12 protein-coding genes and 1 pseudogene are annotated in these 15,533 nt (G+C 50.0%); 4 read left to right on the top strand and 9 right to left on the bottom strand.

What is annotated here, in order from left to right:
- Positions 1-72 precede the first annotated feature (72 nt).
- The 4 genes from DXB44_RS08985 to DXB44_RS08960 all read right to left on the bottom strand — a co-directional run bounded on the left by DXB44_RS08985 (position 73) and on the right by DXB44_RS08960 (position 3,643).
- Positions 73-1,110 (bottom strand): HAMP domain-containing sensor histidine kinase, encoded by a 1,038-nt coding sequence (locus tag DXB44_RS08985; RefSeq protein WP_118658478.1) that lies wholly within the window; start codon positions 1,108-1,110, stop codon positions 73-75.
- Positions 1,111-1,119: 9 nt separating this feature from the next.
- A complete protein-coding gene (locus DXB44_RS08980) occupies positions 1,120-1,800 on the bottom strand; it encodes a response regulator transcription factor (RefSeq protein ID WP_118658477.1) in 681 nt (226 codons plus the stop codon).
- Positions 1,801-2,455: 655 nt separating this feature from the next.
- Positions 2,456-3,322: a MerR family transcriptional regulator gene (locus DXB44_RS08965; protein ID WP_118658476.1), complete on the bottom strand. Its 867-nt coding sequence runs from the start codon at positions 3,320-3,322 to the stop codon at positions 2,456-2,458.
- A gap of 57 nt (positions 3,323-3,379) precedes the next feature.
- Positions 3,380-3,643: a hypothetical protein gene (locus DXB44_RS08960; RefSeq protein ID WP_118658475.1), complete on the bottom strand. Its 264-nt coding sequence runs from the start codon at positions 3,641-3,643 to the stop codon at positions 3,380-3,382.
- 223 nt (positions 3,644-3,866) lie between these two features.
- Here DXB44_RS08960 and DXB44_RS08955 point away from each other — a divergent pair, with 223 nt between their 5' ends.
- Entirely contained in the window at positions 3,867-4,040 is a 174-nt protein-coding gene (locus DXB44_RS08955; protein ID WP_243111106.1) for a hypothetical protein, read from the top strand.
- Between the two features lie 547 nt (positions 4,041-4,587).
- A complete protein-coding gene (locus DXB44_RS08945) occupies positions 4,588-4,836 on the top strand; it encodes a DUF6061 family protein (RefSeq protein WP_118658474.1) in 249 nt (82 codons plus the stop codon).
- Between the two features lie 164 nt (positions 4,837-5,000).
- Here the strand turns inward: DXB44_RS08945 and DXB44_RS08940 are convergent, their stop codons facing one another.
- The 5 genes from DXB44_RS08940 to DXB44_RS08920 form a co-directional block, all read right to left on the bottom strand.
- Positions 5,001-6,647, bottom strand: coding sequence for an RNA-binding domain-containing protein (locus tag DXB44_RS08940; RefSeq protein WP_118658473.1), 1,647 nt, complete (start codon positions 6,645-6,647; stop codon positions 5,001-5,003).
- Between the two features lie 26 nt (positions 6,648-6,673).
- Positions 6,674-7,897, bottom strand: a complete 1,224-nt coding sequence (locus DXB44_RS08935; RefSeq protein ID WP_118658472.1) for an ATP-binding protein — start codon at positions 7,895-7,897, stop codon at positions 6,674-6,676.
- A gap of 18 nt (positions 7,898-7,915) precedes the next feature.
- Positions 7,916-12,019 carry an Eco57I restriction-modification methylase domain-containing protein gene (locus DXB44_RS08930; RefSeq protein ID WP_147366422.1) on the bottom strand — a complete coding sequence of 1,368 codons (4,104 nt, stop codon included), beginning with the start codon at positions 12,017-12,019 and terminating at the stop codon, positions 7,916-7,918.
- On the bottom strand, positions 12,006-13,004 hold the full coding sequence (locus tag DXB44_RS08925) for a restriction endonuclease subunit M (protein WP_118658470.1): 999 nt from the start codon (positions 13,002-13,004) through the stop codon (positions 12,006-12,008). Before DXB44_RS08925 ends, DXB44_RS08930 begins: the two co-directional genes overlap by 14 nt.
- Positions 13,005-13,383: 379 nt before the next feature.
- Positions 13,384-14,199 carry a helix-turn-helix transcriptional regulator gene (locus DXB44_RS08920; RefSeq protein WP_118658469.1) on the bottom strand — a complete coding sequence of 272 codons (816 nt, stop codon included), beginning with the start codon at positions 14,197-14,199 and terminating at the stop codon, positions 13,384-13,386.
- 451 nt (positions 14,200-14,650) lie between these two features.
- Here DXB44_RS08920 and DXB44_RS08915 point away from each other — a divergent pair, with 451 nt between their 5' ends.
- The gene (locus tag DXB44_RS08915) at positions 14,651-15,253 is read left to right on the top strand and encodes a CHC2 zinc finger domain-containing protein (RefSeq protein WP_243111105.1); all 603 of its coding nucleotides are present in this window, start codon (positions 14,651-14,653) and stop codon (positions 15,251-15,253) included.
- A 73-nt stretch (positions 15,254-15,326) separates the two neighbouring features.
- A pseudogene (locus DXB44_RS14645) lies at positions 15,327-15,533 on the top strand (DNA primase); the annotation flags it as partial.

The raw sequence follows: 15,533 nt of genomic DNA, 5'->3' as shown, positions 1-15,533 counted from the left end.
GATTCAGACGGATCATCTCTGTCTGTGCAGAAAAGGATAACACGTCAACCTTACTGCAAGCCTACACGCAGCCTACAATTTTGTAGGAATCGGAAAATTCAGAGTAAAGGTCGTGCCCTTTCCCAGCTCGCTGTCTACTTCAATGGTGCCGTGATGGGCTTCCACAACGGCTTTTGCCAGCGGCAGACCCAGCCCGATGCCCTGTGTATCCTGTGAAAAGCGGCTGCGATAAAACCGTTTGAAGATATGGTACAAATCTTCCGGGTGGATGCCGCTGCCGTTGTCGCGCACTTTGATCTGAACCATGGACGGCAGTGCATTCCACTCTACCTGAATCGTATCTCCGTTCTTTGTGTGGTCAAGGGCATTCTTTACAAGATTGTCCACAGCTTCCTGCATCCAGTCACGGTCGCACCAAAGTGTAACCGCCTCTGAGCCGGACAGAACAAGCTTTTTCTGTTCCTGCTTGGCACGATAGTGATACTGCCGCGCGATGTCCTGCACCATTTCAGCAACATTTTCGTTTTTCTTCTCCAAGACGACCGAACCGGCATCCAGCCGGGTGATTTTGAGCAGATTCTGCACCAACGTTTCGATGCGGTCCAACTCCTGTTCGGACAGGTCTGCAAACTCTTTGACCTCCGACGGCGAAACAGCTTCGTCCTGAAGCAGACCGTTGTAGATATTCAACGCCGCCAGCGGTGTTTTGAGCTGGTGCGAAATATCTGCAATGGTATTTTTCAAAAAACGCTTCTCCCGCTGCTCGTTGTCTGCGTGTGCGCTCAGAACTGCCGCCAATGCATTAACGGAGTGAAACAGACGGTAAAATTCTCCCTCCCGGTCGCAGTCCAGTCGTGCATCCGGGTTGCCATCCAGACAGCTTTGGATTTGCTGGACTGCCTGTTCCAGAAGCGCGCTCTGCCTTTGGAAATAGCGAAAAAGTACGCCCCAGAGACAGCCGCCCAACAGAAGAAAAACCAACAGTAATGCGAAAGAGAATGCGTGCGTCGTATGCCATACGATGCCCTGCGTAAGCGCCAATGCCACCGCCCAGACCGCCAGCACGGCTTGGAACAAATTTCGGATCTCCCGGTTTGCGAATACTTTCATACGGCACCTTTACCCATTCCATTTATAGCCCATGCCGCGGACAGTCAGCAGCATCTGCGGTTTGCCGGGGTCGTCCTCAATCTTCATCCGCAGCCGCCGGATGTACACTGTTAAGGCACTGCTGTCAATGTAATCCCCATCGCAGTCCCACAGTGCATCCAGAATTTGTTCCTTGGATAGCACGGCATTCGGATGCTGCATAAAGAAGCAGAGCAGCTTGTACTCTGCGCCGGTCAGTTCCAGCAAGATTCCGTTTTTGTATGCCTGCCCCTGCAACAGCCGGACGGTGATGCTGCCCGATTCCAGTACGGGTTCTCCTGCGCCGGACGCATTTGCACGGCGAAGCAGTGCATTGACCCGCGACAACAGGACACCCAGCTTGAACGGCTTGGTCAGGTAATCATCCCCGCCCAGTTCCAGCCCCATGATGATATTCATTTCCTCATCCGAAGCGGTCAGGAACAGAATCGGCACGTTGGATGTGCGCCGCACCTTCTGGCAGAAATCGAAGCCAGAGCCATCCGGCAGGGAAACATCCAGCACCAGCAGGTCATATTTTCTGTCTGACCACAGCACCTCGGCTTCTGCCAGCGTCCGGGCTGTATCCAGTGCAAAGCCCTGTTTCTTGAATGCAAAGGTCAGCCCACTGATCAGGCTCAGATCATCTTCCAAAAGGAACAGTTTTCTCATGATTCCCTCTCTTTTCTGCGTTTTGTGTGTCCTACAGGTTCAAAAGCATTATAAGTTTTTTCTGCGAACATTACAATGTGCGAAACGGAAATTGTTTCTTGCCGTGTGTTAAATATAAGTCCTACTATCACTGCTTTACTGCAATAAAATTTGCAAAAACATCTTGGCGTGCCCTGCAATCCGTGATACCCTTTATCGCAAATCCCACCGAGCTTATCGGGGCAACGCCCCTCCATCTTGCTTGCGCAAGACCGCTCTGCCGCTTAAAAGCCCCACTGGGGCTTTCATTGCTACGCAAACGCGGACTTTCAGAAAAGTACAGAACAGCGAGGATTTATTCCCCATGAAAATTTTTACCGCCCCGCAACACACCCGATCTATTTTGCCGCTTACTTCATCCGACAAAATCATCGCTGCGCTGCGTGGGCGGTATTTTTCTTTTTCACAAATAAAATCTTATGTAGTTGTTCAATCTTCCAAAATTTGTTTTTGGTTGTTGACTGCACAACCGCAAAGTGTTATTCTTGTGCTTGAAAGAAGCAGGTTGTAGTGTCCGCACTCACGAACTTTCGGCTGAAAGCCGAAGGGCAGCAGCCCACCCAGACCGTCTATCAGACTGAACTGGACAAGCTGCGAAAGCAGATCTACGCTTGCATTAAAAACGAACTCCGCGATAACTTTTTAAGAAAACTTCGTTTGCTTTCAATAGCTTTTCATAGTATTCACGATAAGAACTGCTCAATCGCCGCATAGCAGGGATAAAGACATCATTGTACCCGTTTTCTCGATTTAACTGTGCGAATAGTTCTTGAAGTCTGTAACCCGGAGTGTTTTTGTACGCGTCAGATGCTTTGACTTCCTTATACCGCTCAAACATCTCCCTATTATCTTTCAGATATTGTTCAGGGTCTTGTATTGCAGCAGCAACACTTGCAGCAGCTTTTTTTGACACGTCAACAAGATCAATGGTTTTCGCAGCATCGTCGAGATATTCTTTCAAATCATCCGGGATAACAATATTCACACCGTCTAAAAAATCAATTATCGTTTCAAATGCATCTTGCTGTTCGTCTGTTGCAACCCTCTCATTCAGGTACGGTGCAAAATGGAGACTGATAAATTTCCCGAAATATCCCGGAAAACGGTCAAGCAATCTTGAAAGAATAGAGCGCTTCATTTCGAGCCGACTCAATTGCGCCCGGGCATCCTCCCAATTCTGGTTTCTCGCAAGCATGTGGAGTAATTGTTGTTTCGCTTGTATATCCGAAATTTCCAGTTCTTTCTTGTCGCATATAGTTTGAAAAGACAAATAGTCATTCTCTGCCAAAACCGTTTTAATGTCCGATACTGATATTCCAAACCCGCGTAAAACTGCGATTTTGTTTAATTGGATGACATCATCCTCTGAAAACACCCTGTAACCATTTTCCATGATTTGAGGGCGAGTTAAGCCTTGTTCCTCATAATACTCAATCGCCTTTTTTGTAAGGCCACATCTCTTGCAGACTTCATTGATAAGCATATCATCGCCTCCACTGGTATGATAAGCCCACCCCCAAGGGGACAGTCAATAGCTTTTTCAAAAATTTTCTTGATTGGGCAAGGTGTGTACGATATGGAATGCCATTTCCGCATTTTCTTTGTCCACAAATACTTCCGTGATATACTTCGGTTTTATACCCAGCGTTCCGATTCTTGCTTGATCGAACGCATTACGCCGATTGACATCTTTCGTTTTACAATAGAACTTGATTCCCGCAGCCGCCAACGCATCCGTAATGCGATTGCATTGGTAAGGATCAGAAACTGTTGCGATTTGCGATTTAAAAAACTGCTCTAACATAAATACCCCTCCTACCGGTCGTCTGAAAAGGATATAATTTCAAATATCTTTATTGGAATAACGTAATTTAATCTCAATTTATTTCGTTCGTCCATAAATTTCCAAAAGTTTGTGTGTCTGCACATGAATTTCAAGAAAATTTATAGCACAATCACAATGTTTTTCATTTGGATAAATCGATAGAACCACTTCGTACGCCGCTTATATCCAGCAGTCCTCCCGTGTGGAACTGGGCAAGAAGTTTGAAAGCGGCTTCTATGCCAAGCCCGACACCTCCAGCCCGCAGGCTGTACCCGCCGCAGGCGAACCCACCATCTCCATGACGGCTCTTTTGGAATTGCTGAAGGATGCCGACCCGGAAATGAAGGCAAAGCTGCGCCTGGCACTGCTCACCTGATGCAAAAAAGGGCACTGATTGCAATGCAATACAGCGCCCTACATCATCGGACATGGATAACACCGACCGTGCAAAAACCGTGCAGAAGCCGTGCACCCATGGCTTACAAAACAAAAAAGCCATGAAATCTTTCGATTTCACGGCATTTTCTGGGGCGATGGAAGGGACTCGAACCCCCGGCCTACTGATTCGTAGGAACCGAATGGCACATTTTGTCCATTTCATCATTTGACGTTAAAACGTCATTTTAATCGAATCACCGTTATTTTGCCGTTGTTCTTCTATTGCATTCTTTGCATTGCTTGCACGCCTTTGCACCTGTTATCCATCCTTGCGATGTACAGAAAATGTGCAAAAGTGTGCAGAGCCAAAATCAGCCCGGCAAAACAGGCTGTTTCGCACAGCCCCAAAAGCTGGATTTCAACGGTATTTATTGTGCAAAATCTTCCAGTTTTATCCAAGCAACAATCTTACATGACACACCGGTTCTATGGCAGGGTTTAGGACATCCGAACAGACACCGTTTGATATAGAAATGAGGTTCACCATGAACAAACTGCTTTCCTGCCGCTTCAATATGGACACCAACCGGGTGGAAGCCCGGTTCGAGGATGGCACCAACCTTGCCATCGACTGCATCGCCGTGGAGGACGAGTACGGCAACACCCCGGCACAGCGGGCAGAGCTGGACTGGCTGCTCTACAACAAGCCCTTGGAGTATGCACAGATGGTGCTGAGAGGGGAGATGGAGCACTACCTGTCGCTGGGGTGTGAGCACGGCAGGCTGGAGGATTGAGCCACAGAAAACGCGCGGCAAAATCGCTAATCGCGCGGCGCGCGTTTCTCAGCGTAAATTCAGCGCAAACCATGCCAAGTCAGCGTATTTTCAGCGTAAATCCCGGAAAGTCAGCGTAAATTCAGCGCAAATCAAACTTTCAGCGTAAAAGTCAGCGTAAATTTTCACTTCACGCTCTTGTACTTCGTTCCCCGGCCTATGCCATCAGGCTGCAAGATGCCGTCCTTGCACATCTGGTGCAGGATATAATAGGTTTGATTCTTGTTAAACCCACACAGCTCTTGTGCTTTCTGATTCGTAATCGACGGCTTATGCTTCAGATATTCAAGAATCCGATCCTTTGCCTGAATCTGGCTGACCGTCTTATCCTGCACATAGGCCACATCGGTTTTCACCGTTTCGTAGACCTTGAGGGACAGCATATAGGTCTTGCCGTTGAGTTCCAGAAGCCCTTCGTCCCGGAGAGCGTTCAGAACCTTGTGGGCGTTGTCATCGGTTTCCTGAATCCTCTTTGCCGCCTGCTTCAGGGTGATTTTCTGGTGCTCCCGCAGATAGTGCAGAATCATCAGCTCCGACAGCGTGAACATCTTGGACCGCTTATCCTGCGTCTCTGCGATGAAACGCACGAAGCTCTGATTCTCCATCGTGCTGCGAAGGGTCAGCCGGACGGAGTTGGGCGTGCTGGCGTACTCCGGGTAGGGCTTGCCCTCGGTGAGCATACTCTGGAACATGATGTCCACGCCCTGCCCGGAACGCTGCACATACTTCAGGTGCTGAAGGGTCATGGCAATCAGTTTATTCCGGGGAATGGACTGGTGGGTGATGATGTTGCTTTCGTTGATGTCCCCCGGAAAGCCGCCGGGGTTCTCAATCACGATCTTTGTGGGGTAGTGCTTGACGTAAACCGGTGCCATGTCCTCATAGGAGCGGTGCGCCAGCGCATTCAGCAACGCCTCCTGAAAAACCGCTTCAGAGAAATCGTACACCTCTAGCCGGAACAGCCCCACCTGCACATTGGTCAGGCGGTTATAGGTGCGGATGCGCTCGGTCAGCTTATCCAGAATCGAGATCGCCGGCTCCTGCATATCCATGCGGTTGTCGTATTCCGTCTGCGCCTCGTCGCTGTAATGGAGGTAGATCACCTCTGCCTGCGGCAGCAGCCGTGCAATAGACGCTGCCTTGCCCACAAACAGCAGCCCTGCCACCGTCACACGCACTTCGTCCTTGTCCATGCGGATCAGGTTCAGGTTGTCCAGAAAGGTGGTATCTGCCAAATCCGGCAGGGCAGAGCCTGCATCCCGAATCCGCAGCTTCTCTTTCAGGCGGTACACTTCCAGCAGGTCAATGTCGCTTTCGGTTGCGCCCTCCACGATCTTTGCCGAAAAATCCGGGTTATCGGCAGGGGAGTACACATCGTTTGCCGGGTAGTCGGGCTTTGTCACGTTCCCCAGCCTTCTGTAATAGATGCCGCCGGTGGTGGCAACATGAGAACTGGATTTCTCCACCGATACCACCAGCACCACGCCGTCAGAGGTTTCCACCGGCTCAATTTCGGTAAACAGGCTGGGCCGGGTCATATCGTAGATGGCTTCCATCAGTGCCTGCGGGTCGCTCTTGGGGCAGCCCGTAATGGTGCCGTCATCTTCTACGCCAAACAGCAGAACGCCGCCCTTTGTATTTGCCAGCGCAACCGCACTTTTCACCGCAAGGTCTTTCCGCTGCCGGTAGTCCTTGCACTTCACCCACGACTTAAACTCCTGCCGGGTGCTCTCCCCTGCAGCAATCATTTTGCGGAGTGCTTGTTCGGTCATGGTGGGGACCTTCTTTCTCAAGTGAGTTATTCTTGTCCTTTTGAAAACGGAGAATCGATATATCCTAAATTGGTAAATTCAGAGCGGAATAATTCATCATACAAACTATCTTGACCGTACTTGATTTCTAAGTTATCAAAATAACGTCTGTCTATCAATAAATAATCGTTTCTTGGATATCGATTGTTCTCAATAATCAAATTGTTTCCATATTTATAACGATGTCGATTTAAATATGCACCAAAATCTTTTCTTCCGTTAGACGCATCGGAAATCAAATTATATGCTGGGATAAACTGCTTTAACACTCTCAAATTTTCGTATTTGTAAGCATAAATAAATTCTTTGTATAAATCGCCCTCAAAAAACATCGAATATATTTTCTTAAACGCCATATCCAAGTAATAAATAAACGTTGAAATATCAACTTCATATGACTTGGGATCAGCCGTTAAAAGTATTCTACCACGAGCACTTCCATCCGGAAAAATCTCCATGAAATCATGGATTCCAGCACGCATTGGATATAAGTTTCCTCGATCGTCTTTTGCGGTAAGATCTCCAATGCTAAACAAATAGGATGCTCCAACTCGTGAAATGCTAAAGTCCTTATTTATAGTCCGAACATAGTTCGCAATATTTTCCAAATCAGCTTTATTGTATTTTCGCCAAATAGCATCCTTATCGGATGTAGCCACAAAAAAGCCAAAATCCAAATATGCGAATATATTTTGAGGAAATTTCTGGTCTATCTCAAGTGGTAGAAGCTCAACAATATTCTTCACACGAACCAATTCGTCTTTTTTCTTTTGGTACAACTGGTTTAATCTTGTTGAATCTTTTATCGGAAACGACCCAGAAGATACTCTCTCGTAAATGTCACCACGATTTGTAATATAGGGCGGCATTGCACCTTCTTCAATTTTAATAACGAAAATATGCGTTCCCTTTGATGTAAATTTTCTCACATCAAAATTCGGAGTTGGCGTAATACAGTCATGTATTGTAATATGAATTCTCTGCTCTGTCCATTTTTTACAGCCACCAATAGTTTTATCATCATTAACACCGAGCAGAATATATCCTCCATAGGTGTTTGCAAATGCAGAAATTTCCTTGATTAGTTTCTTTGGCTCTTCGTCATCTGATTTGAACTCAAAGAAGAAGTTTTCATCGTCTGCTTCAGACAAGAATTTTTCAATATCATGAAATCGAAGTTTGTCCCAAGGCTTATTATTAATATTGACCACTTGTACTTCACCTCATTTTCATTCATGGAATACATATTCCATCGGTCGGATAATAGATTCAATCATCGAAATTTCTTCTTCATTGCAACCATATCTCTTAAACAATTCTTTATCCGTCCATTCTTTTGAATAATCCAAGAATGGAACAAAACGGAAGTTCTGTTTTGAGATGTTCATAGACGAATAGGTTTCGTGAAGCAAAAAGCGAGGGAACCTCAAGCACATATATTCCGCAAAATGGATAGCCTCTGCTTTACTGTCAAATGCCGCAAGCAAAAGATACGAATCCGTAAAGACAGAACCCGGAGACAGCACTTGCAAGGTAGAAGTAACACGGTAGCCGACACCGGGGTCAACACCCACTTCGCCACCACGAGGAACGACTTTTCCCATAATAACTTTATACTTTCCAATAAGCTCGTGCTGTTTCTGCACTTCATCACCAGAAATGTAGCTCATTGCCATGCTGTTGCTCTTTTGACTGGAAAACAAAGCAAGCTGATGTTTTTCGTCCTTGTTGTCCTGCCCACGCAAATCAGAAGAAATGCCGAATACATTTCTCGGATAAACCACATCATCCATCTTGCGGTCGTTAGACGCTTCCATCCGTCGAATCAACTGCAATGCGTTATTATTTCGGATAAAAATATCATATTCAGACAAATCACGGTTTAGTGTTACTGCATTCTCGCCACGAATCGAAGTAACTTCACAGTCTCCATTATAAGACGAATCCCACAAGAAGTAGTTTACACCGCCAACAATCGAAACATTGGAAAACAATGCTTCATTGTCCGCATAGTCAACTATTTTTCTCAAGTGTTTGTCTTGTAGCATTTCTGCACGAAAATCATCCAAGCCCTTGCCACCAGAGAACCAACGAGAAGGTGTTATCATTGAAATATAGTGCGGCTCAATGGCTTTTGCTTCGCCCACAAAGTAATTATAGACAGGCTTTGCACTGTAACCCTTTCCACCGCCATCCATCTCCTGATACGGCGGATTACCCACAATGGCATCAAATTTCATGGGCTGTCCCTCCTTTCCCCATGTATCGGTTCGCTGCAGCTTCTTTGCCAGACGCTGCGGGTCGTTTTCCATCCGTTCCAGCAGGTGCGGAATGTAGGTGGTGTTGACCGTCCAATCCTGATAGCCCACCAGCGTCCGCCGGGTGATGCTTTCTGCCATCCGGGTCTTGCACAGAACAAAGATCTGCTGCTCCACGGTCTCCTGCCAGAGAGCCTGTGTCTGCTCCAGCGGCAGCTTGTCCTCCGGGCCGGGCAGCTTCATGGCGTACAGGCTGTATGCCATATACAGGGGATACAGGCCGGATTTGGAGTTCATTTCCAGAATCCGCGCGTCCGGGTTGAGGAAGATGTCCTCCGTGACCTGTCCCTGATCCACCAGACGAGGCTCTTCCAGAACCTCCTGTGGATCGAACTGCTCGTTGAGGAAGCAGTAGCCGCCCACCATGTTGCTCAGATGGAGGTTCACCACCCGCCACGGAGTCAGAACGGTTTCCTTGTCGGGGTTGCGGAAGTGGCTGAAGATCTCGGCAATGCGCTTCACACGCTCAGTAGGCGGCAGCTCGTCCGCAGCCTTTGCCATGCGGCGGATGCGTAGACCTGCGCCGCTGACAACATCCTCATCATAGTATTTCAGCAGCTTGCGGAACAAAGCAGTGCTTACTCCTTTTGGCATGAACTCCTGCCAAGATTCAGGGTCTACCAAGTCGATAAAATCCGCCATGTGGATTTCTTCGGTCAAATCGACCTTTGCGCCGTAAATCAACAGCGGCAGACGAATCGAAACATTCCGCAGCAGCCGAATGACCTTATCGCGCTCCTTGCGCTGGTCTTGCAGCTTTTTGAGCAGTTCTTCGTCCTCTTTGCTGCGCTCCCGCTTGGGCTTGTTGGAGAGCTTGGAGGCTTCTTCGTACTCTTCGTTGGTCAATCCTTGATTGTTGATGTGGATTTTTGTCTCTTTCTTGGCGGCTTTCTGCTCGCTGAGCTTGTCGGACAGGGTATGGAACAGCTCCACATCTTCCTCATCCATCACCATGCCGGTATCCTGCTTGTAGACCGATTCATCGTCAAAGCCGCTCTTGATGGCCTTGTCCACGGTCAGCCGCTTGATTTGGCGCATCATCTTCGGTACGCTGTACTCGGTCATTTGCGTACCGTCCACGGCAATCACCGGGCAGAAGTTCAGGAATTCGCCCAGAGCCTTACGGTATTCTTCCTCGTTGGTTTTGCCACGTTTGGTGACGCGGTTGACCTCGGAAAGAACATTCAGTGCGCGGTCGGGCGCAAAATCAAAGACGTAGCAGCGTTCTTTCTGCTTGCCGTCCAGCACTCCTGCCGACTGCACCCGGAAAATGGTCTGCATATAGCCGGGCGCAGCCGTGCTTGCCGACCCGGTCAGCATCATCACAGCCGTCCATTCCGGCACCGTCACGCCGGTGGTCAGCTTGCCGCAGGAAATGGTAATGGTGTAGCGGTTCGCCTTGATGACCTGCTTTACCAGTGTCAGGGCGTTGTCGTAGGGCATTTCGGCATCGCCGTCGCCTGCAACGTTAGCGACTTTATAGGCTCCAAACACAGGGTGGTCTTTCAGCAGCCTGCTCAGGGCACTGGCTTCTTTCACGCCCGGAACCATCCAGAGGGTATGCCGGAACATCTCCCGGTACTCCAGCGTGGAGTAGGGGTAGTTGCTCTCCGGGTTCTCCGAAGAAATCAGGTCCAGAAAGCTGCGCACATCGGCCTCGTGGACAAAATCACCCACCTGTGCGCCAGCCGGCAGAGGACGGAAATCCCGTGCAGGGTCGCCCGTCCACACCCGGAAAAACTCGGTAAAGTTGAACGCCATCTCCAAGGTCTCGTAGCGGTAGGAGGTGGGCAGACTTTTCCCAAGGTCGAAGGTCAGGATGCGAAGTTCCGGCAGGTCTGCATAGGGGTTATGGTCGCCGGGGTGCAGGGTGTCCCACTCCCGCTTACGCTTTTGCTCCATGACGTAGTCCCATGTGTAGACGTTGTTCTCGTACTTCTGCATCAGGTTGTACGGTGTGCCGGACAGCTGCAGAACCTTGGGAGCCTTGCCGTTCTTTTCCGCTTCCAGCAGAGACTGCACCTTCTGCCCTCGCTGGGTCTGGGTGCCCTCGTGGGCTTCATCGTAAATCACAAGATCCCAGTCCATATCGAAAACGGCGTTATTCTTGTCAAACTTGCCGTCTGCCCGCTGAGAGCCGCGCAGGTCCTGCATGGAGGCAAAGTAAACAAATGCCTTACCGGAATTCTGGTAGGCTGTCAGGTTTGCATCGTTGCGTGCATCCATTGCCGCATCGTAAACGGACGAATCCGTATCGAAACGGTCTTTTTTCAGGAAAGCACGGTTGTCTCCTTCGCCAAAAATCAGGTCAAAATCGTTGCGCCAGCCATCTTCCACCACTGGGCGGTGAGTGACCACAATCACCTTCTGGTAGCCTGCTTTTTTGATGAGCGCATAGGCCGTGACCGTTTTGCCGAAACGCATCTTGCAGTTCCAGAGCATCGAGTTCTGCTTGCGGAACACCCGCAGCGTCTGATTGACGCAGTCCATCTGCTCATCCCGCAGGGTAATGGCTCTCTTTTTGGGCGCAGCAGGGACAGTCTGCGGCAGAAAGCTGATCTGCCCCTCACTCTTTTCGGCAGCGGTCAGAGCCGTGCGGCCCTCTTTTACCGCCTGAATCGCACGAATGGCAACGGACAGCGGCACCTCAAACCATTCGCTGTCCTGATTGGAATTGGAGAACTTCCGGGCCGAAAAGCCAGAATTGTACAGCACGTTATGGACATCGTCATCATCGAACAATTCCGTATCGGTCGTACCATCCGGGAAGGTGACGGTTCTGCGTGCCAGCTCGGTATATTGCAGGTCGTATTCAACCATCGCCGTCTTGGTATACTGGTCGATGCGGTCACAGGCAGCACAATTCAGCTCCGCACAGTTGGGCGGAAGCTGTTTGTAACTGTTCACGCTGTCAAAATTTGTCTTTCCGATCTTCCAGTAGCCCTCGTGCTGGGCATCGTGAATCGTAAAGATGTAAATCAACCGATACGACATGGTTGGCTTATACGCTGCCACTTGCTTTTCCTCCTCTCACCATTGAAAGGAACGTCATTGTCTGATTGGAACGCCAGTCTTTTATGATGCTGTAAATCCCATTGTGCGCCCGGATATTTCCGCTTTTGCATCCGGGGCAGAGGTCAATTTGTTCCTCACTGCCGAACCAGCTGATAATTTCAATTTTGTTTTCCTTACAGCTGCCCGGAACCACATACTTTGTGCCGTCCATCTGCCAGAGGTTCCATGCAATGATGTTGGCGATCACCTTCATCTGCCGCAGGTGGGGAAGTTTGCCAAAGCGTTCCCGGTAAACCTCCACAAAGGTCACAAACAGGTTTTCCCGTGCCAGCAGCAGGCTGTCGCCCTGATACTCAAAGCCGTACACGCTCTGGAACGCCCGCTTCGTCCATGTGAACCATTCTTCTTCGGTGTCCGTGTTTTCGCTGATAACACGTAGCTTGCGGTCCAGCAGGCCAATTCGCTGGGAAATGGGAATGGTTTCGCCCGTTACGGTGTCGTAGCGGCTTACCAGATAGGGAGCCTCGCCGCAGGAGATTTCCAACCGCTGTGCATCCACATATTTCTGCCATGTGTGCTGACGGTCATCCGGGAAAGCGATTTTGTCAGCCGTTGCTTTCCACGCCATCTCCTTCTGGATGTTGAAAACATCCTTCCTGCCAAACCACTGCTCATCCACCAGATTGTTCTGTGCGTTGCAGATCCAACTGGGGGTAAATACCTCTGCTTTGTCACGGGTGCGGTTGGTCTGGTGCTCCAGTGCTTTTTCCACTCTGGGCTGAATCAGGCTGTCCTGTTCGCCTGTAACCAGTTCCGGCAGGATTTCTTTTTTGAAGCTGTACTGTTTGCCCAGTTCAGCGTAATCATCGGTTGCCCAGATGATGTTTTTCTTGGTGGTCTTGTCCTGAAGCAAAATCTCAAGGAGGGTGCGTTCATGGTCCAAAAGCTCCTGCTCCAACAGGTCAATTCCTGCAATGCTGAACATCCGCCGCCCTCCCTTCCATTTATTGATGGTACTATAATAACACACCTTTCGGGGTTTGTGAATGTGTACCATCCACCGTTTTCATCAGGGCACCCCATTTTCCAGTGCCCTGCCGGGAAGAATCCAAAGAGCGGCGGAACGCTCGTTGGCACACGACTTTGCCCGCAAAGTCTAGTGTGTTACACCTTGGTTCCGGCTGATGCGGAAAAGGGGCTGCGAGAGGCTCCGGCAAGCACCTGTTCTGTGGCAGAAGGATGCGCGGATGGGCATGGCAGTTGACGATCTCCGCCCACCCATCGCAGGCTTTCAGAGGAACCAATGGTGTACGTTCTCCTTCCTGCCGCAGCAGCGCTCCCCCTATAAGGCGCAGGGCAAATGATCAGCGTCTGTGCTTGCCCCGGTTGCCTGCAAGTGTCCCCGGTTTCAGCATTGCCGTTTTATAAAGAATCTTCTTTATCAGCTTTCTTTCATCTTCTGTCAGCTTATCGTAGTTGATGCCGATTGCCTTCAATGCCGTTCGGATCTTCTTTTCATCCGCAGACCCTTCAAGTTTCTGTGCATCCTCCAGTTCCTTCATCAGGTTGTCGATCATTGAACCATCCGAAGTGGTCTTGTCCTTGCGGTGTTCCGTCTTGATGTTCTTCAGGATAGCCACCAACTCGTCATACAAGACCCGACCAAAGTACTCATCTTCATCGATCTGCCCCAGCTTCAAGGTGCTCATGTATAGATCGTTTTCATCTGCTGCATACTTCTTTTTCAGCATTTGCCGGGTCGCTTCCAGACCAGCATTGAGGTTTTGAATGTTTGCGCTGACATATCCATCCACATAGATTTCCAGATCGGTCATGAACCGCCGGAAATTCTCATGCACGATCAGTTCGCACAGCAGCCGATGATTGAATCTTCCATTTCTTAATACGTCCACTGCACCATCGCTCAGATGCAAGTCCGAAAGGACTGCATCTGGGCGTTTTTTGTTTTCCGTCACACCCAGCAGGTAGTCCGTGGTCACACCATAAAACTCAGCCAGCGTTGTCACCGCATAAATACTGAGGTCGGTCACATCGTCACTCTCGTATTTCGACAGTGCCGATTTGGACAGACCCGTCTGCTCTGCCAGCGTTTCCAGCTTCAGATTCCGCTCCACACGCAGGTCTTTGAGCCGTTCTCCCAGTGTCAGCTTGATGTTCATGGTCGCACCTCCGATGTTTTTTGCACAGTATACCACTTCCGGCGGTTCCTGTCCATAAGCGTGGAATTTTGCAGTTTCTGCACCTGTTTTCCGACATTATGGATATACGGCACAGCGGCCATTGCGGTGCTATCCTATAGACAGAAAGAAAACATATTAACTCCCCGGCAGCGAACATATTAAGGGCTTCCCGCGAAAGCCCTCTGAAATATCTTTCATACCAGGACCTTGAAAACCGAATGACCGTCCGAACTGCCCAGACCGCCAAGACCTCCCATCGGGGGAGCGAGCGCCCTGCATAGGGCCGACACAGAGTCCAAAAAGATTTCCTGTCGGGAGGCAGCAAGGGAGACCGGCTTCACCGAAGTTCCCATTTGGGGAACACCGGTGATTTTGAACGTGGCAGGGATCAAAATGATCCGTGCCAAAACCTTTGAGCAAAGGAGAAATTTTGAGTTTATATCAAAAGATCAAGTCCGCCATCACCGTTCGGCAGGTGGGAGAGATGTACGGCATGGAGCCCGACCGCCATGGCATGGTGTGCTGTCCGTTCCATTCTGACAGCGACCCCAGCATGAAGCTGAACGACACCTATTATTACTGCTTTGGCTGCGGAGCCAACGGCGATGCCATCGACCTCACCGCCAAGCTGTTCGACCTGAACCCCCGGCAAGCCGCTGAGAAGATCGCAAGTGACTTCGGGCTTGACCCGGATAAGCCGCCCGCCAATGCCATCGCCCTGACGCCGCCCAAGCGTGGCCTGACGGACGAGCAGTGGGCAGACATCGCCTACTGCCTGCGGGTGCTGACCTATTATCTCGACCTGCTGCACGACTGGCGAGAGCGTTACAAGCCCGCCAGCCCGGAAGAACCGCTGGACGAGCGGTTCGTGGAAGCCCTCCACATGACCGAGACCGTCGAGCACCTGACGGACTGCGTTGCTTTTGGGACGCCCCAGCAGAAGGCCGCTGCCGCCGCACAGCTGCTGTCCGGGTCGTACCTGCTGATGCTGGAGGAGCGCACCGACCGCCTTGCTCTGGCAAAGTGCGCCTGATAATTTATTCACCCAAAGTGGTGGGTCTCACCGTGAGACCCGCCACTTCACTTTCCCAAAGGAGAATTGCCCTATGAAGAAAAACATTTCCCGCAATCCCTTATGGCCGGACTGGTACAACGGCAAGAAGATCGATGAAGTCCAGTTTGGACGCGCCTTTCTGGAACAGTGGCCGCTGAAATGCGTCAACGGTACACTGTACACGCTGGACGGCCCGGTAGAAGACGAAAGCGAGATCAAGCAGCGCATCTTGGAGAACATCGAGGAATATGTCACCTCC

Origin of the sequence: Faecalibacterium sp. OM04-11BH, assembly GCF_003482185.1 — a bacterium.
GTDB lineage: Bacteria > Bacillota > Clostridia > Oscillospirales > Ruminococcaceae > Faecalibacterium > Faecalibacterium tardum.
Note: the sequence above shows the minus strand (reverse complement) of the source record. Positions and strands in the feature narration are given on the sequence as shown.

Coding starts and splice junctions, on each gene's coding strand:
- DXB44_RS08960 (WP_118658475.1), bottom strand. CDS start 3,643: ATGTTAGAGCAGTTTTTTAAATCGCAAATCGCAACAGTTTCTGATCCT.
- DXB44_RS08985 (WP_118658478.1), bottom strand. CDS start 1,110: ATGAAAGTATTCGCAAACCGGGAGATCCGAAATTTGTTCCAAGCCGTG.
- DXB44_RS08920 (WP_118658469.1), bottom strand. CDS start 14,199: ATGAACATCAAGCTGACACTGGGAGAACGGCTCAAAGACCTGCGTGTG.
- DXB44_RS08980 (WP_118658477.1), bottom strand. CDS start 1,800: ATGAGAAAACTGTTCCTTTTGGAAGATGATCTGAGCCTGATCAGTGGG.
- DXB44_RS08940 (WP_118658473.1), bottom strand. CDS start 6,647: ATGACCGAACAAGCACTCCGCAAAATGATTGCTGCAGGGGAGAGCACC.
- DXB44_RS08945 (WP_118658474.1), top strand. CDS start 4,588: ATGAACAAACTGCTTTCCTGCCGCTTCAATATGGACACCAACCGGGTG.
- DXB44_RS08925 (WP_118658470.1), bottom strand. CDS start 13,004: ATGTTCAGCATTGCAGGAATTGACCTGTTGGAGCAGGAGCTTTTGGAC.
- DXB44_RS08965 (WP_118658476.1), bottom strand. CDS start 3,322: ATGCTTATCAATGAAGTCTGCAAGAGATGTGGCCTTACAAAAAAGGCG.